Raw genomic sequence first — 23,892 nt, forward strand, 5'->3', positions numbered from 1 at the left:
CCTTCTCGGCGCAACGCACAACGTAGGCACAGGGTGAGTTACGAACAGGCACCTGCCTGATCTTTGAGCGAATCTCTGTCTATATTGGCTCATTTCCAGAAAATGTCACTTGCTCGCAACATCCGGGCGTTACCGGGGATGAGTCCAGCCGGCGCCGCAGCATAGCGGTCTGCGAACGGCGATCTTATGACGCTTGTGCGGCGAAGCCTTGCGGGCCGCGTTCATCTTCCTGCTGCAATGCAGTGCGTGGACGGCCGGCAGCGTGACAGTCGCGGCAAGCGCGCAGCAGTGCATCAAAATCGGTCGCCAGGCCCTCCGACCGGATGACGATGCTGTCGTCCCTCACGCAGCGGGCCAGGCCGCGGATAGTGCAGAGCTGCCGCCGCAAGGCTGGCGTCGGCGTCAGCACGATCGTCTTGCGCCCGCGGCGTTCTTCAGCCGAAATCTCCGCGATCGAGTCCCACAGCAGAAATTCATTGCCGATGCGGAGATCGCGGATGCCATAGGGGGTGACGATCACCACCGGTCCCCGTTCGGCGGGGAGCATCCAGATCAGCCGGCCGGTCATCAGGGCGAACACCGCGACGCCGGCATAGCCGACCGCCGTATCGTAATCGCCAACAGCGCTCCACCAGCCCAGGGCGAGGGTTGCGCTGAGCAATGTCATGGCGAAGCCCGCTATGACCAGCAGCCGCAGTTGGGTCGTACATGGACCGATTTCGAGATCCTGGGACGCATCGACGCATCCGGCCGACGTGACCGATTGCTGGCTGTCTGTGATGGCGAGCGCCAGGCCATCATGATGTGCGTGCATGCTTTTCCCCAGCATGGCCATTCGCGACCGAGCCACGATGCATCAGGCGGACCAGAATCCGCCGATGGTACTCCGCACAGCCACTAGCGACGAGACAGAGGCAGCTGACGCTACGCAACGAGGCCCGGCCGATTCCTCACGGCCCATGGCTTTTTACGCAACTCGGCTCCTCCTGCGCGGATCGCCATGATCGCGACGGAGTTACACCGGAGGGTATGACTCCCATACCCTTGATTGGTTCCCTCAAGGAAGCATGTAAGCTAGAGGATAGCGCGTCAGGACCGGCGCGGAAACCCCTCGCCCGCAGGCTTGGAGATAAATAAGCATCATGAATCCCGTCAAAGAACTGGAAAAGCACGGACAAGCCGTCTGGCTGGACTTCCTGGCCCGTGGCTTCATCGCCAAGGGCGACCTGAAGCGGCTGATCGACACCGACGGCGTCAAGGGCGTCACCTCCAATCCCTCGATCTTCGAGAAAGCAATCGGCAGCTCGGACGAGTACGACGCGCCGATCGGCAAGGCGTTGAAGCGCGGCGATCGGTCAGTCGCCGACCTGTTCGAGGCTATCGCGGTCGAGGACATCCAGAACGCCGCCGACGTGCTGCGCCCGGTCTATGACCGCCTGAAGGGCGGCGACGGCTATGTCAGCCTGGAAGTCTCGCCCTATCTGGCGATGGACACCTCCGCAACGGTCACCGAGGCGCGGCGGCTCTGGAAGGACGTCGACCGCAAGAACCTGATGGTGAAGGTGCCGGCGACGCCGGAGGGCCTGCCGGCGGTCGAGCAGCTCATCGGCGACGGCATCAGCATCAACATCACGCTGTTGTTTTCCAGGGACGTCTATCTGCAAGTCGCCGAGGCCTATCTCGCCGGCTTGGAGAAATACGTCGCAGGTGGCGGCGACCCCTCGCACGTGGCGAGCGTGGCGAGCTTTTTCGTCAGCCGCATCGACTCGGTGGTCGACAAGCAGCTCGACGAGAAGATCGCCCGCGCCAACGATCCGAGCGAGAAGGAACGGCTCGCCGCGCTGAAGGGCAAGGTCGCGATCGCCAATGCCAAGGTCGCCTACCAGGACTACAAGCGCCTGTTCTCAGGCCCCCGCTGGGACAAGCTCGCGGCCAAGGGCGCCAAGCCGCAGCGTATGCTGTGGGCCTCGACCGGCACCAAGAACAAGGACTACAGCGATGTCCTCTATGTCGAGGAGCTGATCGGTCCCGACACCATCAACACCGTGCCGCCGGCAACACTGGATGCGTTCCGCGACCACGGCACGCCGCGCGACAGCCTGGAAGAGAATGTCGACGATGCCCGTCGGGTGCTGGAAGAACTGGAGCGCTCGGGCGTCTCGCTCGATGCCATCACCGAGGAACTCGTCAAAGACGGTGTCAAGCAGTTTGCGGACGCCGCCGACAAGCTCTATGGCGCGGTCGCCCACAAGCGCGCCACCGTGCTCGGGGCCACGATCGATCGCCAGCTTCTCTCGCTCGGCGACGGTCTCGGCAAGGCCGTGGCCAAGAGCACCGAGGAATGGCGCGCATCGGCAAAGATCCGCAGGCTGTGGCAGCGCGACAAATCGGTCTGGACCGGAAGCGACGAGGACAAATGGCTCGGCTGGCTCGACAGCGCCGCCAAGGCCGACGTCGCCGATTATGAGGATTATGCCAGCCGCGTGAAGGGTCAGAAGTTCTCCGACGCCGTGGTGCTCGGCATGGGCGGGTCGAGCCTTGGCCCTGAGGTGCTGGCTGAGACCTTTGGCAAGAAGCCCGGGTTCCCGAAACTGCACGTGCTGGATTCCACCGATCCGGCGCAGGTCCGGGCGATGGAGGCCAGGATCGACATCGCCAACACCGTGTTCATCGTCTCCAGCAAGTCCGGCGGCACCACCGAACCGAATGCGATGAAGGATTATTTCCACGAGCGCGTCGCGCAGGCGGTCGGGCCGAAGGTCAAGACCGGCCATCGCTTCATCGCGGTCACCGATCCCGGATCGTCGCTGGAGAAGGCGGCGAAGACGCTGAACTATGCGCGCATCTTTCACGGCGAGCCCTCCATCGGTGGACGCTACTCGGTGCTCTCGCCGTTTGGCCTCGTGCCGGCGGCAACCGCGGGCATCGATATCAAGACCTTCGTCAAGCACGCGCTTGCGATGGCCCGCTCCTGCGGACCGGACGTGCCGCCAGCTGAGAACCCCGGCGTGCAGCTCGGCCTTGCCATGGGCCACGCGGGGCTCGAAGGCCGCGACAAGGTGACGATCCTGTCGTCGAAGAAGATCGCCGATTTCGGCGCCTGGGCCGAACAGCTCATCGCGGAATCGACTGGCAAGGACGGCAAGGGCCTGATCCCGATCGACGGCGAGCCGCTGGGCGAACCCTCGGTCTACGGAAACGACCGGCTCTTCATCGACATCCGTGTCGAAGGCGAGGCGGACGCTGCCCATGACTCGAAGCTTGCCGCGGTCGAAGCGGCCGGTCATCCCGTCGTGCGCATCGTCATGAAGTCGATCGACCATCTCGGCCAGGAGTTCTTCCGCTTCGAGATGGCGACGGCCGTGGCGGGCAGCATCCTCGGCATCAACCCGTTCGACCAGCCCGACGTGGAAGCGGCCAAGATCAAGACCCGCGAGCTCACCGCGTCGTTCGAAAAGACTGGCGCGCTGCCGGCCGAACAGCCGGTGGTCAGCACCGCAGAGGCCGATCTCTACACCGACGAGACCAATGCCGCGGCCCTGCGCGCCGCCGGCGCCAACGGCGACCTCACCTCATGGCTGAAGGCGCATCTGTCGCGCTCTGAGCACGGCGATTACGTCGCCCTGCTCGGCTACATCGCGCGCGACAAGGCGACGATCGACGCCCTCCAGACCATGCGGCTCGAAGTGCGCGAGAAGCGACATGTCGCCACCTGCGCCGAGTTCGGACCGCGTTTCCTGCACTCCACCGGGCAAGCCTACAAGGGCGGGCCCGACAGCGGCGTGTTCCTCCAGATCACCGCCGACGATGCCAAGGACTTGTCCGTGCCGGGCCAGAAGGCCAGCTTCGGTGTCATCAAGGCCGCGCAGGCGCGCGGCGACTTCGACGTGCTCACCGAGCGCGGCCGGCGCGCGCTGCGGGTCCACTTGAAGGGCGGGCTCAAGAAAGGCCTCGCGGCGCTCAACGCGGCGCTTAACGACGCACTGAATTAAGGGAATCTCTCAGATGCAACTCGGCATGATCGGCCTCGGCCGGATGGGCGGCAACATCGTTCGCCGGCTGATGCGCCACGGACATTCGACCGTGGTTTACGACAAGGACGCCAAGGCCGTCGCGGCCCTCGCCGCAGACGGCGCGGTAGGCTCGGCGACGCTCGAAGAGTTCATCGCGAAACTGGAGCGGCCGCGCACGGCTTGGGTGATGCTGCCGGCCGGCCACATCACCGAGACCACGATCGACACGATCGCGGGCGTGATGCAGGAAGGCGACGTCATCATCGACGGCGGCAACACGTTCTGGCAGGACGACGTCCGCCGCGGCAAGGCGCTGAGGGCGCGCGGCATCCATTATGTCGACGTCGGCACCTCCGGCGGCGTCTGGGGCCTCGACCGCGGCTACTGCATGATGATCGGCGGCGAGAAACAGGTGGTCGACCGGCTCGATCCGATCTTCGCCGCGCTCGCGCCCGGCGCTGGCGACATTCCACGTACGGAGGGACGTGAGGGGCGCGATCCCCGAATCGAGCAGGGCTACATCCATGCCGGCCCCGTCGGCGCCGGGCATTTCGTCAAGATGATCCACAACGGCATCGAATACGGCCTGATGCAAGCCTATGCCGAAGGTTTTGATATCCTCAAGAACGCCAACATCGAGGCCTTGCCGGCGGATCATCGTTACGATTTCGACCTTGCCGACGTCGCCGAGGTGTGGCGGCGCGGCAGCGTGATCCCGTCCTGGCTGCTCGACCTTACGTCAACCGCGCTCGCGGACAGCCCTTCACTGGCGGAGTATTCCGGTTTCGTCGAGGATTCGGGCGAAGGACGCTGGACCGTGAACGCGGCAATTGACGAGGCCGTACCGGCCGAAGTCCTGACCGCCGCGCTCTTTGCACGTTTCCGTTCCCGCAAGGAACACACCTTCGCCGAGAAAATTCTCTCAGCGATGCGGGCCGGCTTCGGCGGCCATAAGGAGCCGAAGCAGCCGGCTGCTTCGAGCCCAAATAGCTCGAAGCCGAAGTGAAACGTAATCAAGCGAAGGCCAACAATTCGTGACAAAAGACCCGCAGCCAAAGCGCAAGCCGGAAAATTGCGCCTTCGTCATCTTTGGCGTGACCGGAGACCTCACCCATCGGCTGGTGATGCCCTCGCTCTACAATCTGGCGGCCGAGAACATGCTGCCGGACAAATTCTGCGTCGTCGGCGTGGCCCGTAGGGGCCAGTCGGATGACGAGCTGCGCGACGGCCTGATGAAGGGCCTGCGCGAGTTCTCCACGAGGCCGGTCGATGACGTCGTCGCGAAACAGCTCCTGCAATGCGTGACCTTCGTCGAAGCCGATCCGAAGGATCCGTCGTCGTTCGATCGCTTGCGCGCGCACCTCGATCAGCTGGAATGTTCGGAAGGTACCGGCGGCAATCGGCTATTCTACCTCGCAACGCCACCGGCCGCGTTCGCGCCGACCGCGCGCGAGCTCGGCCGCACCGGTATGATGAAGCAGAACGGCGCCTGGCGGCGGCTGGTGATCGAAAAGCCGTTCGGCACCGATCTGGCCTCGGCGCGCGCGCTGAACACCGAACTCCTGAAGATCATGGACGAGCACCAGATCTACCGGATCGATCACTATCTCGGCAAGGAGACCGTCCAGAACATCCTGGTGCTGCGCTTTGCCAACGGCATGTTCGAGCCGATCTGGAATCGCAACCATATCGACCACATCCAGATCACGGTGGAGGAGAAGCTCGGCGTCGGCCATCGCGGCGGCTTCTATGACGCCACCGGCGCGCTGCGCGACATGGTGCCGAACCATCTGTTTCAGCTGATGTCGCTGGTCGCGATGGAGCCGCCGGCGCGCTTCGACGCCCATTCTGTGCGCTCCGAGAAGGCCGAGGTTCTCACCGCGATCCAGCAGCCGAACGTGGAGGAAGCGCTGAAGAGCTCGGTGCGCGCCCAATATCTCTCGGGGCGCATCGGCGACGATGAGATCCCGGACTATCGCAAGACCGAGGACGTCACGCCCGGCAGCACCACCGAGACCTACGTCGCGCTGAAGCTGATGATCGACAATTGGCGCTGGGCCGGCGTTCCCTTCTACCTTCGAACCGGCAAGGCGCTGGGCAATAAGCGCACCGAGGTCGCGATCAAGTTCAAGCAGGCCCCGCTGTCGATGTTCTCAGGCACGGCTGTCGATCGCCTCTCCCAGAACTTCCTCACTATCGGTATCGCGCCGACCGAGACCATCGAGCTGCAGTTCAATGCCAAGGTCCCGGGGCCAAGCGTCACCATCGACGGCGTCGAGATGAAGTTCCGCTATGGCGACTATTTCCGGGCCGATCCCTCGACCGGCTACGAGACGCTGATCTACGACTGCATGATCGGCGACAATATCCTGTTCCAGCGCGCCGACGGCATCGAAGCCGGATGGCAGGCGGTGCAGCCGTTCCTGGACGCCTGGAAGAACGCGGGCAGCAACGGCATCGAGACCTACCAGGCCGGCAGCGACGGCCCCGCTTGTGCCGACGAGTTGCTCCGCCGCGACGGCCGAAGCTGGCGTAAATTTTCGTGATGGCAGCGGCCGGACAGCCGAAGCTGATCGTTGAGGCCGACGCCGAGGCTCTCGCGCAGGCCGCGGCCGAACGGCTGATGGCGCGGATCGCGGACAATCCCGGGCGCATCGCGATCTGCCTCACCGGCGGCTCGAGCCCAAAGAGGCTCTACCAACTGCTTGGCAGCGACGTCTGGTGCGAAAAAATCCCGTGGCAGCGCGTGCACTGGTTCATCGGCGACGAGCGCTTCGTGCCCGAAAGCGATCCCCTCAACAACATGGCGGTCGCGCGCGCGACCTTTCTCGATCGCAACGCGCCCTCCAGCCATATTCACCCGATCCCGACCACGGTCGACAACCCCGATCGGAGCGCGGAGGCCTATGCGCGCGAGCTGCAGTCTTTCTACGGCGCGGCAAGCTTGGATCCGGCACGGCCCCTGTTCGACCTGGTTTTGATGGGCGCGGGCCCGGACGGCCACACGGCTTCGCTCTACCCGGGCTACCCCGAGATCGAGGAGACCGGACGCTGGGTGGTCGGCGTCCCCAAGGCCAATGTTGCCCCCTTCGTGCCGCGGGTGTCGCTCACCCTGCCCGCTTTAGCATCCAGCCGCGAAATGCTGTTCGAGATTGCCGGGCACGACAAGCAGCCGATCTTGACGCGCCTGCTCAATGGCGAGACTCTGCCGGCTGTACGCGCGCGCTCGAATGGTGAGACCGTCTGGCTGGTCGACCAGGCCGCGCTACCGGAGGGAATTCGTGGCGGGCGTTGAAGCACCTTGTGCATTGATCGTGATGGGCGTGTCGGGTTCGGGCAAGAGCACGGTTGCAAAAGCGCTCGGCGAGCGCCTCGGCTGGCGTTTCGAGGACGGTGACAGCTTTCACCCCGCCAGCAATGTCGAGAAGATGCGGGCCGGCCATCCCCTCACCGACGAGGACCGCTGGCCCTGGCTCAACGCTATTGCCGACGAGATCGCGCGGGTCTGTGACAAGGGCGAGCATGTCATCATCGCCTGTTCGGCGCTGAAGCACATCTATCGTGACGTGCTCCTGCGCGGACGCGACGACGTCCGCTTCGTCTTCCTGAGGGGCACGAAGGAGCTGATCGCCGCTCGCCTCGCGCAACGCAAGGGGCACTTCATGCCGCCGGGCCTGCTGACGAGCCAGTTCACGACGCTGGAGCCGCCCGAGGCGGGCGAGCACGTGATCACCGTCTCGATCGACGAATCCGTCGAAGCGATCGTGGACGGCGTGGTGCGGCAGTTGAAACTGGGCGGCGCGAAACGCTGAAGCGAAAACCTAAGGTCCTGCCATGACGAAAATCTCACTCGTGGTGTCCGACGTCGACGGCACGCTGCTGACCAAGGACAAGACGCTGACCGAGCGGGCGAGATCCGCGGTGCAGCGGCTGCACCAGGCCGGCATCGGTTTCACGATCACGTCGAGCCGCCCCGCGATCGGCATGCGCTTCCTGATCGAGCCGCTGGCGCTCTGGCTGCCGGTCGGCCCGTTCAACGGCTCCTCGATCGTCGATCCCGAGATGAACCCGGTCGAGCAGCATCTCATCCCGGCCGGCGCGGCCGAGCGAAGCTTGCAAATTCTGCGGGACTTCGGCGCCGACATCTGGCTGTTCACCACCGACAAATGGCTGATCAATAACCCGAGCGGAAAATACGTCGCGCATGAGCAGCACACCATCCGCTCCGATCCGACCATCGTGACGGACTTTTCGCCCCACCTTGCGAGCGCCTGCAAGATCGTCGGCGCCAGCGCCGACGCGGCGGGCCTCGAAGCTTGCGAGAAGGTGATGCAGGGGGCGCTCGGCAGCGAGGCGACCGCCGTGCGCTCGCAGACCTATTATCTCGACATCACCCCGCCCGGCTTCGACAAGGGCACATTCGTGCAGGCGATGGCCAAGCGCCTCGGCATTTCGACCGACGCAGTCGCCACCATCGGGGACATGCAGAACGACCTCGCGATGTTCCGCGTCAGCGGCGTCTCGATCGCCATGGGCAATGCCGCCGACAACGTCAAGGACCAGGCCACCCACGTCACCGTCTCCAATGAGCAGGACGGTTTTGCGGAGGCGATCGAGATGATATTGAAGCGGAATGAGGTCGCTTAGGTCACTGCTTTGACCGCTGCACCGCCGGCTTCTCGCTCCCCTGCCTCGCCGCCGACAGATTGTGCGCGGTGTTGATGAGCGCGATATGGGTAAGGGCCTGCGGAAAATTTCCGGTCTGGCGCCGGGCACCTGAATCATATTCCTCGGCCAATAGCCCGACGTCGTTCGCGATGCCGACCACGCGATCGAGCAATGCCTGCGCCTTGTCCAGATCACCCGACAGCACATGGGCATCGGCCAGCCACAGGCTACAGGCGAGGAAGGCGCCTTCGAGCGGCGGCTGCCCCGCGGGCATCTCGCGCGGATCGTGCCGCAGCACGAAACCGTCGCGCATCAAATGTCGTTCGACGGCCGCGATCGTGCCGCGGATGCGCGGGTCGTCGGCCGGCAGGAAGCCGACGGCCGGCAGCAGCAGCACACTGGCGTCGAGCAGTTTCGATCCGTAGGATTCCACGAAGGCGTTTTCCCCGGCATCGAAACCGTTGTTGCAGACGTCGCGATGAATGGCTTCGCGCAAGGCGCGCCAATGCAGGAGCGGCGCCTTGAAGCCAAATGTCTCGGCGCTCTTGATGCCGCGGTCGAAGGCGACCCACGTCATGACCTTGGAGAAGACGTAGTGCCTGGGCTGCCCGCGCCGCTCCCAGATGCCGTGATCGGGCTGGTCCCAGACCTCGGCGAGATGGTTGAGCACGGCGCATTCCAGCGCCCAGGTCGCCTCGTCGTCGAGCTTCAGCTTGGCCATTCGCGACTGGTGAAAAGCGTCGATCAGCTCGCCATAGACGTCGAGCTGGAGCTGCGCATGCGCGGCGTTGCCGACGCGCACCGGCTGCGCACCCTCGTAGCCGTCGAGCCAGCCGGCCTCCCATTCCAGCAATCGCCGCTGGCCCCAGATGCCGTACATGATCTGCATGTTCGCCGGCGAGCCGGCGGCCGCGCGCAACAGCCAATTGTGCCAGGCCAGGGCTTCCTCGGTATAGCCGGAGTTCATCAGCGCCAGCAGCGTGAAAGTGGCATCGCGCAGCCAGCAGAAGCGGTAATCCCAGTTCCTGGAGCCGCCGAGCTTCTCCGGCAATGAGGTGGTGGGCGCGGCGACGATGCCGCCGGTCGGGGCAAAGGTCAGCGCCTTCAGCGTGATCAGCGAACGCACGATCAGATCGTGATAGTCACCGTCGCGGGTGCAGTGGCTGCACCAGTCCTGCCAGAATTTTTCGGTCTCCTGGAGCGCCACCTCCGGATCGATCGGCGCGGGCAGATCGAGATGCGAGGGGCCATAGGTCAGCACAAACGGCACGGTCTCGCCGGCGGCCACCTCGAAGTCCGACACCGTGGTGAGATCCTCGCCGCGGGTCTCGACCGGCGTGCGCAGCACCGTCATGTCCTGGCCGCAGATCGCGAGCAGCGAATGGTCGATCCGCCGCACCCAGGGAATGTCGGCGCCGAAGCCGAAGCGGATCACGAGCTCCATCCGCATCTTCACCGTGCCGCTGACGCCGCGGACCAGCCGCACGATGTCGGAGGCCTTGCCGCGCGGCGGCATGAAGTCGATCAGCACGACGGTGCCGCTCTTCGTCTCGAATCGCGTTTCGAGGATGAGGGTGTCACGGAGATAGCGGCGCGACGTCGCGATGACGTCCCCGGCCGGCGCGATCAGCCAGCGGCCGTTCTTGGGCGTGCCGAGGATCGCGGCAAAGCAGGCGTCTGAATCGAAAGCCGGCCAGCACAGCCAGTCGATCGAGCCGTTGCGCCCAACCAGCGCGGCGGTCTCGCAATCGCCGATCAGCGCATAGTCCTCGATCCTTTGAGACAATGTCGTGCAAGCCTCGAAAACGGCATCCTGAAGACCCGCCGATCAACGCCCGCCGGGCAACGAGCGTTCCCGCGTCGCGGCCTTCAAAGCCGCGAGATCGACCTTCGAGGCGATCTTGTCGAGCGTAACAGGAAGGCGCTGGCGCCAGTTCGGATGCTCGTCGATCGTGCCGGGAATGTTGGGCTGGTCGATCACGCCGAGCAGATCCTCCAGCGACACCGCAAGCAGCCGCGACGGCGTTCGCGACAGGAAGGCGAGCACCGAATAGAGGTCGTGTGCGCGAATGCCGTTCTGGCGCAGGATCTCGTCGAGCATGCCGAGCGCATCCCAGCGGGCTTGGTCGTTCTCGCCGGGATCTAGCCCGAGCGAGCGCTTCATCTTGAGATCGCTGAATGAGCGCCAGCCGGCATAGGTCGACAAATCATGCGTGTTCAGCGTCACCAGCGCGTTGGGCCGGTAGTGATCGACGGGCCGGAAGTGGCCGGAATCGTCGCGCTCGAACATCATGACGAGGTAGGACCAGATGCCAAAATCCTGCATGGTTTCGCGAAAACCTTCCGGCACCGTGCCGAGGTCCTCACCGATCACGATGCACTTATGCGCCGCGCTCTCGCGCGCCACGGTCGCCAGCAGCGCCTCGAACGGCATCTGCACATAGGCGCCGTTATCAGGCTTGAAGCCGCGCGGCACCAGATAAAGCCGCTTCAAGCCCAGCACGTGATCGAGACGGATGGCGCCCGAATGGCGCATCGAAGCCGCGAGCATGTCGGCGAACGGCACGAAGGATTGCGCCTCCAGGCCGCCGGCGTTGAAGCCGGCAAGGCCCCAGTCCTGGCCGATGGTGTTGAGCACGTCCGGGGGCGCGCCGACGGCGAGATGGCGGGAAATCGCCGTCTGCTCGTTCCAGGCATCGAAGCCGTTGGACTGCACGCCGACGGCAACGTCAAGATAGAGGCCGACGCGCATGCCGAGCTGGCCGGCCAACTCCTTGGCGGCATGCAACTGGCTATCGGCGGTCCATTGCACGAATTCGACGAACTCGACGTCGTGCTTGTCGGGCCCGTTGCGCAGTTCGGCGCATTTCGCTTCATCCGGCTGCCGCCATTCCACCGGCCATTCCCACCACGGTGCCGCGAAACGATGCCGGAGCACCTCAAAGCAGGCAAAACGGGACAACAGCGGCGCGCGAGCCGCGCGGAAGGCGTCGAACTGGTTGCGGCGGACACCGCTCGCGCTTTTCACGAAGCTGTCGAAGGCGGCACGCAAGGCCAACCATTTCAAGGCCGCCATGTCCGCATAGGGCACACGATCGCCTTCACGGAGCCGCGCCGCGGTCGCGGCCGCGTCGGGGACGAGGTCTGCGGAAAATTCCGGGATCGCCTCGACGTCGATATAGAGCGGATTGAGAAACAGCCGGCTGTTCGGCGAATACGGGCTGCAATCGGCCGGATGGTCGTCGAACAACACGTGCAGGGGATTGAGCCCGACGCCGTCAGCTCCGAGCTGCTTGGCGAGCCGGACGAGATCGGCAAGGTCGGTAAAGTCGCCGATACCCCAATTGCGGTTCGAGCGGACGCTATAGAGCTGCACGGCAAGCAGCCAGCCGCGGTCGAAATCGCCGCCAAAGGCCCGTTCCGGTGCCACGATCATCGGCACCTCTTCCGTCACGCCTTCGGCATCGGTCAGCGTCAGGCGGTGATAGCCGAGCGGCAGTCCGGCGGGCCAGGCAATCACGGGCTCGCGCGTCTCGCCTTGTGCGATCACATTGCCGTTGCCGGTCACCTTCCATTTGAGCGGCGCCGCACCGAGCGTCACCAATTCGGTGCGCGGATGTCCCAAGGCGCGTACCACCACGGGCCCGCTGACGAAGCGGTAAACCCGCTTCTCCGGCAGGGCCTCGAGGATGGACTTGAGAGCCACGGGATCGGTGACCCGCAGCTTTCCGAGGGCATCGACGAATTCGGATTGAACGCCCTTGATCCGGGCTTGAGCTAAAAGATCCATTCGGCACGCAGCTTGCAGGCCATTCTTTGGCCGGGGGCATCGATTTTAACGAGGTCGCGGAAGAGGTTAGTCAGGGTTAACTCGCAAACTGCGCCTGCCGTTCCCAACGGAACCAATGACACACAAGCGGCTTTCTATATAGGTATCAAGCGTAGGTTCCCGCCAAGGGAAACGGGGTCCTGCTTTCTTGTCAATGGCATCACCGTGAACAAGACAATTCAAACTGTCGAGAGTGCCGCAGCCGGCAGCGCTTTCCTCATCGAAGACGTCTATCCCCTGATCGACGGCGGCCGCTTCCCCGTGAAGCGGATCGCGCGCGAACGGGTCGAGGTCTGGGCCGACATCTACCGCGACGGCGAAGCCGTGATCGGCGCAGCGCTGATCTGGCGACGAGAGCAGGACCGCGAATGGCGGAGCGAGCCGATGATCCCCCACGGCAATGACCGCTGGTCCGGCGCGTTCACACCCGTCGAGCCCGGCAAATATGTCTATGCGATCGAAGCCTGGACCGACGAGTTCGCGACGTGGTCGCACGCGGTCGCTCGCAAGCGGCGCTCCGGTGCCGATGTCACGCTCGATGCGATCGAGGGCGCCGGTCTTCTGACCAAGGCGCACGGCGCGCAGCTGGACGCCGCCGCTGTCATCGCCAGGCAATGCGAGGACTATCTTCAGACCGGCGAGGTTGCCCCGCTGCTGGCAACCGAGCTCGGCGAAGCCATGGCCGAGAGCCAGTCGCGGCCCGACCTTACCCGCTCGGCGCCCTTCCCGCTCATCGTCGACCGCAACAAGGCGCGCTTTGGCGCCTGGTATCAGATGATGCCGCGCAGCCAGAGCGTGGTGCCAGGACAGCACGGCACGCTCCGCGACTGCATCGCGCGCGTGCCCGACATCGCGGCGATGGGCTTCGACGTGCTCTACTTCACGCCGATCCACCCCATCGGCCGCACCCGGCGCAAGGGCCGCAACAACGCGCCGGTAGCAGCCGAAGGCGATCCCGGCTCGCCTTACGCGATCGGCACCGCCGAGGGCGGCCACGATGCGCTGCATCCCGACCTCGGCACGATCGAGGATTTTCGCGCGCTGGTCGCGACCTGCCTGGAATACGGCCTCGAGCTCGCGCTCGACTTCGCTGTGCAATGTTCACCGGATCATCCGTGGCTGACACAGCATCCGGAATGGTTCAAATGGCGCCCGGACCGCTCGGTACGGACGGCTGACGGGCCCTATTCCGATATTGTCATCCCCGATTTCACGTCCGTCGACCGGGCTGGACTGTGGAACGCGTTTCGCGACGCCTTGCTGTTCTGGATAGACCACGGCGTCACCATATTCGCCATCGACAATCACGACACCGCGCCGCTTGCCTTCTGGGAGTGGCTGATCCGTGACATCCGCCGCCGGCATCCCGAGGTGATCCTGTTCTCCAAGACGTTTGCGCGGCCGAAGCTGATGAAGGGCCTCGCCAAGCTCGGCTTTTCACAATCCTTCAGCTATTTCCCCTGGCGCACGGCGAGGTGGGAGCTGGAGCAATATCTCGGCGAGCTGACGCGCTATCCCGAACGTGACTTCTATCGGCCCAACCTGTTCGTGAGCACGCCCGACCTGCTGCCCTATCATCTCCAGGGCGGCGAGACCTGGGCGTTCAAATCGCGCGTCGCGCTGGCCGCGAGCTTGTCCGGCAATTACGGCATCTACAGCGGGTTCGAGTTGCTGGAGCACGACGCAATCCCCGGACGCGAGGAGTATCTCAATTCCGAGAAGTATCAGATCAAGCAGCGCGACTGGGACAAGCCCGGTCATATCAAGACCTATATCGCGCAGCTCAATCGCATCCGCAACGAGAATGCTGCGCTTCAGCAGACGGCGAACCTGCGCTTCCTCGGCATCGAAGACGGCGAGACGATCGCCTTCGTGAAGGAGGCGGCCGACCCGGCCAACACCGTTGTAGTCGTGATTGCGCTGTCGCGCCACGTGCGCGAATTCTGGCTGCCGCTCGGCGACATCACGGTTGACGCCGGCGGGCAGCGACACCACGTGTCGGCACTCGAAAACCTCCTCACCGGCGAACAGTCCCGCATCGAATGGGGCGGGATCAGGTTGCGTATCGATCCCGATCGCGATCCGGCGCTGCTGTTCCGCTGCCTGGCGTAAAGGCTTGACGCCATGAACGTATTGCCTTCCGTCGACACCAAGAAAGCCGAGGCTGCCGAGATCGTGGATGAGCTCTGGTACAAGGACGCCATCATCTACCAGCTCCACGTCAAGGCGTTCGCGGACAGCAATAATGACGGGATCGGCGACTTTGCCGGGCTGACCGAGAAGCTGCCCTATTTGCAGGAGCTCGGCGTCACCGCGCTGTGGCTGCTGCCGTTCTATCCTTCGCCCGGCCGCGACGACGGCTACGACATCGCCGACTACGGCGCGGTCAATCCCGATTTCGGGACGATGAAGGATTTCAAGCGCTTCATCCAGGAAGCGCAGAAGCGCGGTTTGCGCGTCATCACCGAGCTCGTCGTCAACCACACCTCGGACCAGCACAAATGGTTCAAGCGCGCGCGCCGCAGCCATCCGGGCTCGAGCGCCCGCAACTGGTATGTCTGGAGCGACACCGACCAGAAATACCAGGGCACGCGCATCATCTTCACCGACACCGAGAAGTCGAACTGGACCTGGGATCACGAGGCCGGCGCCTTCTACTGGCACCGCTTCTTCTCGCACCAGCCGGACCTCAATTTCGACAATCCGCGCGTCGTCAGCGCCCTGATCCAGGTGATGAAGCGCTGGCTCGATGCCGGCGTCGACGGCTTCCGCCTGGACGCCATTCCCTATCTCTGCGAGCGCGAAGGCACCTCGAACGAGAACCTCCCGGAGACGCATGCGATCATCAAGCGCCTGCGCCAGGAGCTGGATTCCTACTCCAAGGGCAAGCTGCTGCTGGCCGAAGCCAACCAATGGCCGGAGGACGTGCAGGAATATTTCGGCCGCGGCGACGAGTGCCACATGGCCTACCACTTCCCGCTGATGCCGCGCATCTACATGGCGATCGCCCAGGAGGACCGCTTCCCGATCACCGACATCCTGCGCCAGACGCCGGACATTCCGGCAAGCTGCCAATGGGCGCTGTTCCTGCGCAACCATGACGAGCTGACGCTGGAGATGGTGACCGACGTCGAGCGCGACTATCTCTGGACCACCTACGCCAACGATCCGCGTGCCCGCATCAATGTCGGCATCCGCCGGCGCCTCGCGCCGCTGATGGACAACGACCGGCGCAAGATCGAGCTGATGAACTCCCTGCTGCTGTCCTTCCCCGGCACGCCCATCATCTATTACGGCGACGAGATCGGGATGGGCGACAACATCTATCTCGGCGACCGCAACGGCGTGCGCACGCCGATGCAGTGGAGCCCGGACCGCAACGGCGGCTTCTCGCGCTGCGACCCGGCGCGCCTCTACGCGCCGCTGATCATGGATCCCGTCTACGGCTACGAATCGGTGAACGTGGAGGCGCAGTCGCGCAGCCTGTCCTCGCTGCTCAGCGCCACCAAGCGGCTGATCTCGGTGCGCAAGTCGACGCTCGCCTTCGGCCGCGGTACCATGACCTTCATCCGTCCGGCCAACCGCGCCGTGCTGGCCTATGTCCGGCAGTACCGCGACGAGGTGATCCTCTGCGTCGCCAATCTGTCGCGCGCGGCCCAGGCAACCGAGCTCGATCTGTCGCCATGGAAGGACCGCATCCCGCAGGAGATGCTCGGCCGCACGCGTTTTCCAGCGATCGGCGAACTGCCCTACATGGTCACGCTGGGGCCCTATGGCTTCTACTGGTTCCAGCTCACCGAGCGTGACAAGTCCGAGCCGGTAACGCCGCGCGCGGTGCCGGAATTCGAGACGCTGGTGGTGCCGGTGAACTCGACCTGGGTGTCGCTGGCGCGCGAGCGCGGCGTGTTCGAGCACGACGTGCTGCCGGGATTCCTGGCGCGTACGCGCTGGTATCCGGAGCACAATCCGAAGCACATCAAGCCGACGCTGACCTCGGCGGTGCCATTCTGCGACATCGGCGACAACAGGCCCTGGATCGCGTTCTTCGAGGCGGCGCAGGACGGCGTCACCACGCGCTACGTGCTGCCGATGCAGATCGAATGGGTGCGCTTCGACCGCGAACGCTTCAACCCGAGGGCACTCGCCGCCGTGCGCCAGGGTGCCCGCGAAGGCACACTGCTTGATGTCGCAACCGAGCAGATCTTCATCGGCCTGTTCCTGCGCAATCTGTCGCAGAACCTGGTGGTGGAAGAAAACAATCTGCGGCTGGAGTTCAAGGCGACCAGCCGGTTTGCCGATTACATCATCAAGGAGCCCGAACGCATCCGCGCGATCGAGCAGTCGAACAGCACCGCGCTGGTCGACAACCAGTATGTCGCCAAGATCTATCGCCAGCTCGAAGGCGGCATCAATCCCGAGATCGAGATCGGCTCCTACCTGACCGAAATCGCCCGCTTCGCCAATACGCCGGCACTGCTCGGCAGCGTCGAGCTGGTCGAAGGCGATCGTCGCAGCGCGCTCGGCGTGCTGCACGCCTATGTCGAGAACCAGGGCGACGGCTGGGCCGTCACCGCCGGCTATCTCGACCGCTATATCGACGAGCAGCGGGTGCTGCCGCCGGGCGAGATGCCCCGCGAGACCCAGGAGCAAGCGCTTTATCTGCACTTCATCGCACAGATCGGCCGGCGGCTCGCCGAGCTGCATGTGGCTCTGGCCGCTGCGAAGCCCCGCGATCTGGCGCCGGAGCCGATCGGCTCCGCACAGGTCAAGCGCTGGACATCCGACCTCAAGGCGCGGGCCGAGCAGGTTTTCGAGCGGCTGGCCGACGGGCGCGACGGCCTGCGGGAGATGGAGCGGCCGCTGATCGATCAGCTCGCCGCGGAGCGCGCGTCCCTGTCCGGCCGGCTGAATGCGCTATTGTCTTCCGAGATCGGCGGGTTGAACATCCGTCATCATGGCGACTTCCGCCTCGGGCAAACTCTGATCGTGAAGGACGATATCTTCATCATCGACTTCGACGGGGACCCGCGTTTGCCGCAGGCCGACAAGCGGCGGAAGCTGCCCGCCGCGCGCGACGTTGCCGGCCTGATCCGTTCGATTGATCTTTCGGTTAACGCGGCGCTCAACCGTGCGCTCACGGGTGCCTCCGACGAACAAGGCCGGCTTACGGCTGCGCTCGGCGAATGGCGCGAGCGCTCCACCGCGACGTTCCTCACCGCCTACCGCGAAGCCATGACCGATCGGCGGCTGTGGCCCGAAGATCGGCAATCTGCGGCTAGCCTGTTAAGGTTTTTCCTGCTTGATCAAGCGTTCGACGAAGTAGAGTACGAGCTGTCCCACCGGCCTGAGGGGCTCCATGCGCCGCTGTCCGGACTGCTTCGCATGCTGTCCAGTACCGAGAGCGAAGCCCATGCCTAAACTCCCTGCCGAGGCCTATGCGATCATCGAGGGCCGCCACTCCGACCCGTTCCACTATCTCGGCCTGCATCCCGAGGGCGGCAAGAGCGTGGTGCGCGCGTTTCTCCCCGAGGCCTCCAATGTCGAGGCGGTCAGCGAGCACGGCGAGGTGGCGAAGCTCGACCGCGTCCATGATTCCGGCCTGTTCATCGGCGCCCTGCCCAACGGCTCGAAGCACTACCAGCTCCGTGCGAAGTTCGGCGACAGCGTCGTCGAGTTCGAGGACGCCTACCGCTTCCCGCCGATCCTGACCGACTTTGATCTCTATCTGCTTGGCGAAGGCACACATCAGCGCATTTACGACAAGCTGGGCGCGCACCCGATGCGGCTCGAGGGCGTCGATGGTATCGGCTTCGTGGTGCTGGCGCCGAATGCACGACGTGTTTCCGTGGTCGGCGATTTCAATTTCTGGGACGGGCGGCGCCACCCCATGCGGGTACGCGGCGCAGGTTATTGGGAGTTGTTCATCCCGCACGCCAAGGCCGGCGATCACTACAAGTTCGAAATTATCGGGCCGCATGGCCATCTGCTCCCGCTGAAGTCCGATCCGATGGCCTTCGCAAGCGAAGTACGGCCGAAGACCGCGTCCATCGTGTTCGACGAGGCGCATCTGCCGCGGCCGCGCCCGGCACCCGACGGCATCAACGCATTGTCGGCGCCGATGTCGATCTACGAGGTCCATCTCGGCTCTTGGCGGCGCAAGAACGGCGATGAATGGCTGACCTATCGCGAGCTGGCCGAGCAGCTGCCGGCCTACGCTCGTGACATGGGTTTCACCCATCTCGAATTCCTCCCCGTCAGCGAGCATCCTTTCGACGGCTCATGGGGCTATCAGCCGACCGGCCTGTATGCGCCGACCAGCCGCTTCGGCTCGCCGGAGGATTTTGCCGCACTGGTCGATGCCTGCCACCGCGAGGGCGTCGGCGTGCTGCTCGACTGGGTGCCCGGCCACTTCCCGGACGATCCGCACGGGCTCGGCAGTTTTGACGGCACCGCACTGTACGAACACGCCAATCCGCTCCAGGGCCGGCACCTCGATTGGGGCACGCTGATCTACAATTACGGCCGCACCGAAGTGACGAACTTCCTGGTGTCGAACGCGCTGTTCTGGCTCGAGCGTTACGCGATCGACGGATTGCGCGTCGATGCCGTCGCGTCCATGCTCTACCTGGACTACAGCCGGCCGCCCGGCGCCTGGATTCCGAACCAGCATGGCGGCCGGGAGAACATCGAGGCAATCGCGTTCCTGCGCCGCTTCAACACCGAGTTGTTCGCGCGTTTCCCGCAGGCGACCACGGCGGCCGAAGAGTCCACCGCCTGGCCGCAGGTCTCGCGTCCGGTCGAGTTCGGCGGGCTCGGCTTCGGCTACAAGTGGAACATGGGCTGGATGCACGACACGCTGAACTACATCAGCAAGGATCCGATCCACCGCAAGCATCATCACGGCGACATCCTGTTCGGCCTGCACTACGCCTTCTCGGAGAACTTCATCCTGCCGCTGTCGCATGACGAGGTCGTGCACGGCAAGCGCTCGATCCTGGGGCGCATGCCCGGCGACGAATGGCAGCGCTTTGCAAATTTGCGCGCCTATTACAGCTTCATGTTCGGCCATCCCGGCAAGAAGCTGCTGTTCATGGGCGCCGAACTCGCGCAAAGCCGCGAATGGAATCACGACCAGTCGCTCGACTGGCATTTGCTCGAGTACAAGACCCATTCGGGCATCCAGGCGCTGATCCGCGACCTCAACCGGCTCTATCGCGCGGTGCCCGCTCTGCACCAGATGGACTGCGAGCAGGCTGGTTTCGAATGGCTGATCACCGACGACGCCAACCGCAACGTGTTCGCCTGGCTGCGCAAGGGATTTGACGAGCATGCCCGGTGCATGGTGATCGTCAACTTCTCACCCAACGTCTATCGCAACTACCGCGTCCGCGTGCCGTTCGGCGGCAAGTGGAAGGAAGTGCTCAACTCGGACTCCGCCCATTACGGCGGCAGCAACGTCGGCAACATCGGCGAGGTCCATGCGGTCAATGGCGAGCTCCGCCTCACCATTCCGCCGCTCGCCGCGATCTTCCTCGTTCCGGAAAGCTGAACGATGCGCCTCACTGCTGGATCGTCCGCACGCCTTGGCGCAAGCTGGGACGGACGCGGCACCAATTTCGCGCTGTTCTCCGCCAACGCGCAGAAGGTCGAGCTGTGCCTGTTCGACACGCAGGGCCGCCGCGAACTCGAGCGCATCGAGCTGCCGGAGCGCACCGAGGATGTCTGGCATGGCTATCTCAACGACGTCTCGCCCGGCCAGCTCTACGGCTACCGCGTGCATGGCCCCTACGAGCCGGAGCATGGCCACCGCTTCAACGCCAACAAGCTGGTGCTCGACCCCTATGCCAAGCGGCTGTCCGGGCGGCTGGTCTGGAGCGACGCGCATTTCGCCTATCGCACCGGTAGCCCGCGCGAGGACCTGTCTTTCGACCGGCGCGACAATGCGCGCGGCATGCCCAAGGCCGTCGTCGTCGACGAGACCTTCAACTGGGGCCGCCGCGAGATCCGGCCCAACATTCCGTGGGAAGACACCATCATCTACGAGGCCCACGTCAAGGGGCTGACGCAGAAGCGCGACGACGTACCGCCGAATCTGCGCGGCACCTACGGCGGCCTGTCCTCGCCGGCGATGATTGAGCACCTGAAGAAGCTCGGCGTCACCACAGTCGAGCTTCTGCCGGTGCACAGCTTCGTCGACGACCGGATATTGGTGGAGAAAAGGCTCGTCAATTACTGGGGTTACAACACCTTGTCCTTCTTCGCGCCCGAGCAGCGCTACGCCCAGGACAATGCGCTCGATTCCTTTCGCACCACGGTCGCACGCCTGCACGATGCCGGCATCGAGGTGATGCTCGACGTCGTCTATAATCACACCGCCGAGGGCAATCACCTCGGCCCGACGCTGTGCTACCGCGGCATCGACAACGCCTCCTATTACTGGCTGAACCGCGACAACCCGCGCTATTACGACGACTTCACCGGCTGCGGCTCGTCGGTGAACCTCACCCATCCGCGCGTGCTGCAGATGGTGATGGATTCCCTGCGCTACTGGGTCGAGGTCTGCCACGTCGACGGCTTCCGTTTCGACCTCGCCACCACGCTTGCGCGCGGGCCGAACGGCTATGATCGCGGCAGTTCGTTCCTCACCGCGGTCCGGCAGGATCCGGTGCTGGCGAGCGCCAAGCTCGTTGCCGAACCTTGGGACCTCGGCCTCGGCGGCTATCAGGTCGGCGCATTTCCCTCGCAATGGTCGGAGTGGAACGACCGTTACCGCAGCGCCATGCGCCGCTACTGGAGCGGCGAAGGCAGCCTGATCGGCGACATCTCGAGCCGCATGACGGCGTCTTCCGACCTGTTCAACCATGACGGGCGGCGGCCGCGCGCCAGCATCAACCACATCACAGTGCATGACGGTTTCACGCTCGCCGACCTCTTCAGCTACAACGAGAAGCACAACGAGGCCAATGGCGAGGACAATCGCGACGGCTCCAGCGACAACCACAGCAACAATTGCGGTGTCGAGGGCCCGACCGACGATCCCAAAATTCTCAGTTTGCGCCGGCAGCTTCGCAAGAACGTGCTGGCCTGCCTGATGCTCGCGCAGGGCATTCCGCTGATCCTCGCCGGCGACGAGGTCGGGAATTCGCAATCCGGCAACAACAACGCCTATTGCCAGGACAACGAGGTTGGCTGGGTCGGCTGGGACAATCTCGGCAAGGACGGCGACGACATGGTCGATTTCGTCTCCGAACTCGCCGATATCCGGCGCCGGTTCTCGCAGCTTCGCAGCCATCGCTGGCTCGACGGCCGCCCCAAGGACGGCATCTCCTACGGCGCGCTATGGCTGACGCCGGCCGGCGACGAAATGACGGAAAGCGACTGGAAATTCCCCGAAGGGCGGTTTCTCTCCTATGTGATGGGGCCGATGGAACCGGGCAGCGCCGCGATCTTTATCGTACTGAACGCCGCCCCCGAAGAGATCGCATTCAAATTGCCCAAAATGACAGAATACAAGAGCTGGCAACAGATCCTGAACACGACCGACGCCAAGCTGAACACGATCGACTTCCCGCCCGGAAGCGACAGCAAGGCGCCGCCGCGCTCCGTGCTCGCTTTCGCGGGGGCGCTATGAGGCCATCCTTCGGGGCGAGGCCGACGAAGGACGGCGTGTCGTTCCGGCTGTGGGCGCCCGCCGCTCGCCGTGTCGATCTCCTGCTCGACAGACGACATGCGATGCAGCGCCGGCAGGATGGCTGGTATGTCGCCGAAATTGCCGGCTTGCCTGTTGGCAGCAACTACAAATTCAGGATCGACGACGAGATCGACGTGCCCGATCCCGCGTCTGCATTCCAGCCCGAGGATGTGTTCGGCCCCAGCGAGGTGATCGATCATGACGCCTTCGCCTGGCGCGCGCGCGATTGGCGCGGCCGCCCCTGGGAAGAGACGGTGCTGATCGAGACGCATGTCGGCACCTTCACTGCGGAAGGCACCTATGGCGCCATGATCGACAAGCTCGATCATCTCGTCGCGACCGGCATCACCGCGGTCGAACTGATGCCGCTGGCTGATTTCGCCGGTCGCCGCGGCTGGGGTTATGATGGCGTGCTGTGGTACGCGCCCGACAGCGCCTATGGCCGTCCGGACGATTTGAGGATGCTGATCGACGAAGCGCATCTGCGTGGGCTGATGGTGTTCCTCGACGTCGTCTACAATCATTTCGGCCCCGAGGGGAATTACCTCGGCCGCTATGCGCCGGCCTTCTTCACCGACGCGCACACGCCATGGGGCAGTGCGATCGACTATCGCGTGCCGCAGGTTCGCGCGTTTGCGGTCGAGAACGCGCTGTGCTGGCTCAGCGACTACCGTTTCGACGGCCTGAGGCTGGATGCCGCCAATCACATCATGACGATCCCCGGCGAGCAATCGATGCTGCAGGACCTCAGCGTCGCCGCGGGCGAGCTTGCCAAGGCGACGGGGCGGCACATCCATCTCGTGCTGGAGAACGGCGACAACCGCGCCAGCCTGCTCGACGCCGCGCAGGAGCCCCCGAACGGCAAATATCGCGGACAGTGGAACGACGACTACCACCACGTCTGGCACGTGATGCTGACCGGCGAGCTCGCCGGCTATTACGCGGACTATCAAACGCCGCGGCTCGATCTCGCACGCGCGCTCGCCTCCGGCTTCGTCTATCAGGGCGAGATCTCGGAATTCTGGGGCAAGAAGCCGCGCGGCGAGAAAAGCGATGAGCTGCCGCCGGCAACCTTCGTCAACTTCCTGCAGAACCACGACCAGATCGGCAACCGGCCGCTCGGCGACAGGCTCGAAAGCCTGGCAGCGCCCAAGCAGATCGAAGCCGCGCTTGCGGTGACCCTGCTCGCGCCGATGGTGCCGATGCTGTTTCAGGGCGAGGAGTGGGGCTCCGCCGCGCCCTTCCCGTTCTTCTGCGATTTCCAGGGCGAACTGGCTGATGCCGTGCGCACGGGGCGCAAGCAGGAGTACGCCTGGGCCTATGAGAAGTACGGCGACGAGGTGCCCGACCCGCTCGATCCGGCAACGCTGGAATCGGCCGTGCTCGACTGGACCGGCCACACACCGGAGCAGGACGCACGCCTCGCGCTGGTGCGGGAGCTGCTCGCACTCCGCCACAGAGAGATCGCACCACGACTGAAAGGCGCGCGCTTCGGTGATGCCGCCGCGGCCGATAACGGCCTGCTCGCTGCACATTGGCGCATGGGAGATGGCGCGACGTTGCGCCTCGTCGCCAATCTCTCCGACGAGGACATCGCATACTCCGACAGCGGTCTGGGGACCCCGATCTGGAGCGGCGCAGCCGACGACCGGCTTCCGCCCTGGTCCGTGGTCTGGCGCCTCGGAGGTTGA

The 23,892-nt window shown here is 64.5% G+C and carries 14 protein-coding genes; 11 read left to right on the top strand and 3 right to left on the bottom strand.

Going from position 1 to position 23,892, the window contains the following annotated elements:
- Positions 1–184: 184 nt before the first annotated feature.
- Entirely contained in the window at positions 185–835 is a 651-nt protein-coding gene (locus IVA88_RS31685) for a hypothetical protein (RefSeq protein WP_247501101.1), read from the bottom strand.
- A 307-nt stretch (positions 836–1,142) separates the two neighbouring features.
- On the opposite strand from IVA88_RS31685, the gene IVA88_RS31690 reads away from it, so the two are divergent.
- From IVA88_RS31690 to IVA88_RS31715, 6 genes are read left to right on the top strand one after another with little or no spacing between them, the layout of a single operon-like run.
- Entirely contained in the window at positions 1,143–3,992 is a 2,850-nt protein-coding gene (locus tag IVA88_RS31690) for a bifunctional transaldolase/phosoglucose isomerase (RefSeq protein WP_247501102.1), read from the top strand.
- A gap of 13 nt (positions 3,993–4,005) precedes the next feature.
- On the top strand, positions 4,006–5,019 hold the full coding sequence (gene gnd, locus IVA88_RS31695; RefSeq protein ID WP_247501103.1) for a phosphogluconate dehydrogenase (NAD(+)-dependent, decarboxylating): 1,014 nt from the start codon (positions 4,006–4,008) through the stop codon (positions 5,017–5,019).
- Positions 5,020–5,047: 28 nt separating this feature from the next.
- Positions 5,048–6,559 (top strand): glucose-6-phosphate dehydrogenase, encoded by a 1,512-nt coding sequence (zwf, locus tag IVA88_RS31700; RefSeq protein ID WP_247501104.1) that lies wholly within the window; start codon positions 5,048–5,050, stop codon positions 6,557–6,559.
- On the top strand, positions 6,559–7,308 hold the full coding sequence (gene pgl, locus IVA88_RS31705; protein ID WP_247501240.1) for a 6-phosphogluconolactonase: 750 nt from the start codon (positions 6,559–6,561) through the stop codon (positions 7,306–7,308). The genes zwf and pgl overlap by 1 nt, the downstream gene beginning before the upstream one ends.
- On the top strand, positions 7,295–7,825 hold the full coding sequence (locus IVA88_RS31710; RefSeq protein WP_247501105.1) for a gluconokinase: 531 nt from the start codon (positions 7,295–7,297) through the stop codon (positions 7,823–7,825). Before pgl ends, IVA88_RS31710 begins: the two co-directional genes overlap by 14 nt.
- 22 nt (positions 7,826–7,847) lie before the next feature.
- Positions 7,848–8,660, top strand: coding sequence for an HAD family hydrolase (locus IVA88_RS31715; protein WP_247501106.1), 813 nt, complete (start codon positions 7,848–7,850; stop codon positions 8,658–8,660).
- Position 8,661: 1 nt separating this feature from the next.
- Here IVA88_RS31715 and IVA88_RS31720 read toward each other — a convergent pair whose 3' ends face one another.
- Both IVA88_RS31720 and malQ read right to left on the bottom strand, forming a co-directional pair.
- The gene (locus IVA88_RS31720; RefSeq protein WP_247501107.1) at positions 8,662–10,467 is read right to left on the bottom strand and encodes a glycoside hydrolase family 15 protein; all 1,806 of its coding nucleotides are present in this window, start codon (positions 10,465–10,467) and stop codon (positions 8,662–8,664) included.
- Between the two features lie 42 nt (positions 10,468–10,509).
- Positions 10,510–12,471 carry a 4-alpha-glucanotransferase gene (gene malQ, locus IVA88_RS31725; RefSeq protein WP_247501108.1) on the bottom strand — a complete coding sequence of 654 codons (1,962 nt, stop codon included), beginning with the start codon at positions 12,469–12,471 and terminating at the stop codon, positions 10,510–10,512.
- Positions 12,472–12,675: 204 nt separating this feature from the next.
- On the opposite strand from malQ, the gene IVA88_RS31730 reads away from it, so the two are divergent.
- Genes IVA88_RS31730 through treZ form a run of 5 tightly spaced genes read left to right on the top strand, consistent with a single transcriptional unit; the run spans position 12,676 to position 23,892 of the window.
- Positions 12,676–14,622 (top strand): maltotransferase domain-containing protein, encoded by a 1,947-nt coding sequence (locus tag IVA88_RS31730; protein ID WP_247501109.1) that lies wholly within the window; start codon positions 12,676–12,678, stop codon positions 14,620–14,622.
- A gap of 12 nt (positions 14,623–14,634) precedes the next feature.
- Positions 14,635–17,928: a maltose alpha-D-glucosyltransferase gene (treS, locus tag IVA88_RS31735; RefSeq protein WP_247501110.1), complete on the top strand. Its 3,294-nt coding sequence runs from the start codon at positions 14,635–14,637 to the stop codon at positions 17,926–17,928.
- Positions 17,921–20,059: a 1,4-alpha-glucan branching protein GlgB gene (gene glgB, locus IVA88_RS31740; protein ID WP_247501111.1), complete on the top strand. Its 2,139-nt coding sequence runs from the start codon at positions 17,921–17,923 to the stop codon at positions 20,057–20,059. Before treS ends, glgB begins: the two co-directional genes overlap by 8 nt.
- A gap of 3 nt (positions 20,060–20,062) precedes the next feature.
- Positions 20,063–22,141, top strand: a complete 2,079-nt coding sequence (gene glgX, locus IVA88_RS31745; protein WP_247501112.1) for a glycogen debranching protein GlgX — start codon at positions 20,063–20,065, stop codon at positions 22,139–22,141.
- The gene (gene treZ, locus IVA88_RS31750) at positions 22,138–23,892 is read left to right on the top strand and encodes a malto-oligosyltrehalose trehalohydrolase (RefSeq protein ID WP_247501113.1); all 1,755 of its coding nucleotides are present in this window, start codon (positions 22,138–22,140) and stop codon (positions 23,890–23,892) included. The genes glgX and treZ overlap by 4 nt, the downstream gene beginning before the upstream one ends.

Source organism: Bradyrhizobium sp. 149, from assembly GCF_023073915.1.
Lineage (GTDB): Bacteria > Pseudomonadota > Alphaproteobacteria > Rhizobiales > Xanthobacteraceae > Bradyrhizobium.

What these genes read in the sequence shown, in the direction of transcription:
- treS (WP_247501110.1), top strand. Translation starts at nt 14,635, where the DNA reads ATGAACGTATTGCCTTCCGTCGACACCAAGAAAGCCGAGGCTGCCGAG.
- IVA88_RS31715 (WP_247501106.1), top strand. Translation starts at nt 7,848, where the DNA reads ATGACGAAAATCTCACTCGTGGTGTCCGACGTCGACGGCACGCTGCTG.
- glgX (WP_247501112.1), top strand. Translation starts at nt 20,063, where the DNA reads ATGCGCCTCACTGCTGGATCGTCCGCACGCCTTGGCGCAAGCTGGGAC.
- IVA88_RS31685 (WP_247501101.1), bottom strand. Translation starts at nt 835, where the DNA reads ATGGCCATGCTGGGGAAAAGCATGCACGCACATCATGATGGCCTGGCG.
- treZ (WP_247501113.1), top strand. Translation starts at nt 22,138, where the DNA reads ATGAGGCCATCCTTCGGGGCGAGGCCGACGAAGGACGGCGTGTCGTTC.
- pgl (WP_247501240.1), top strand. Translation starts at nt 6,559, where the DNA reads ATGGCAGCGGCCGGACAGCCGAAGCTGATCGTTGAGGCCGACGCCGAG.
- malQ (WP_247501108.1), bottom strand. Translation starts at nt 12,471, where the DNA reads ATGGATCTTTTAGCTCAAGCCCGGATCAAGGGCGTTCAATCCGAATTC.
- gnd (WP_247501103.1), top strand. Translation starts at nt 4,006, where the DNA reads ATGCAACTCGGCATGATCGGCCTCGGCCGGATGGGCGGCAACATCGTT.
- glgB (WP_247501111.1), top strand. Translation starts at nt 17,921, where the DNA reads ATGCCTAAACTCCCTGCCGAGGCCTATGCGATCATCGAGGGCCGCCAC.
- IVA88_RS31690 (WP_247501102.1), top strand. Translation starts at nt 1,143, where the DNA reads ATGAATCCCGTCAAAGAACTGGAAAAGCACGGACAAGCCGTCTGGCTG.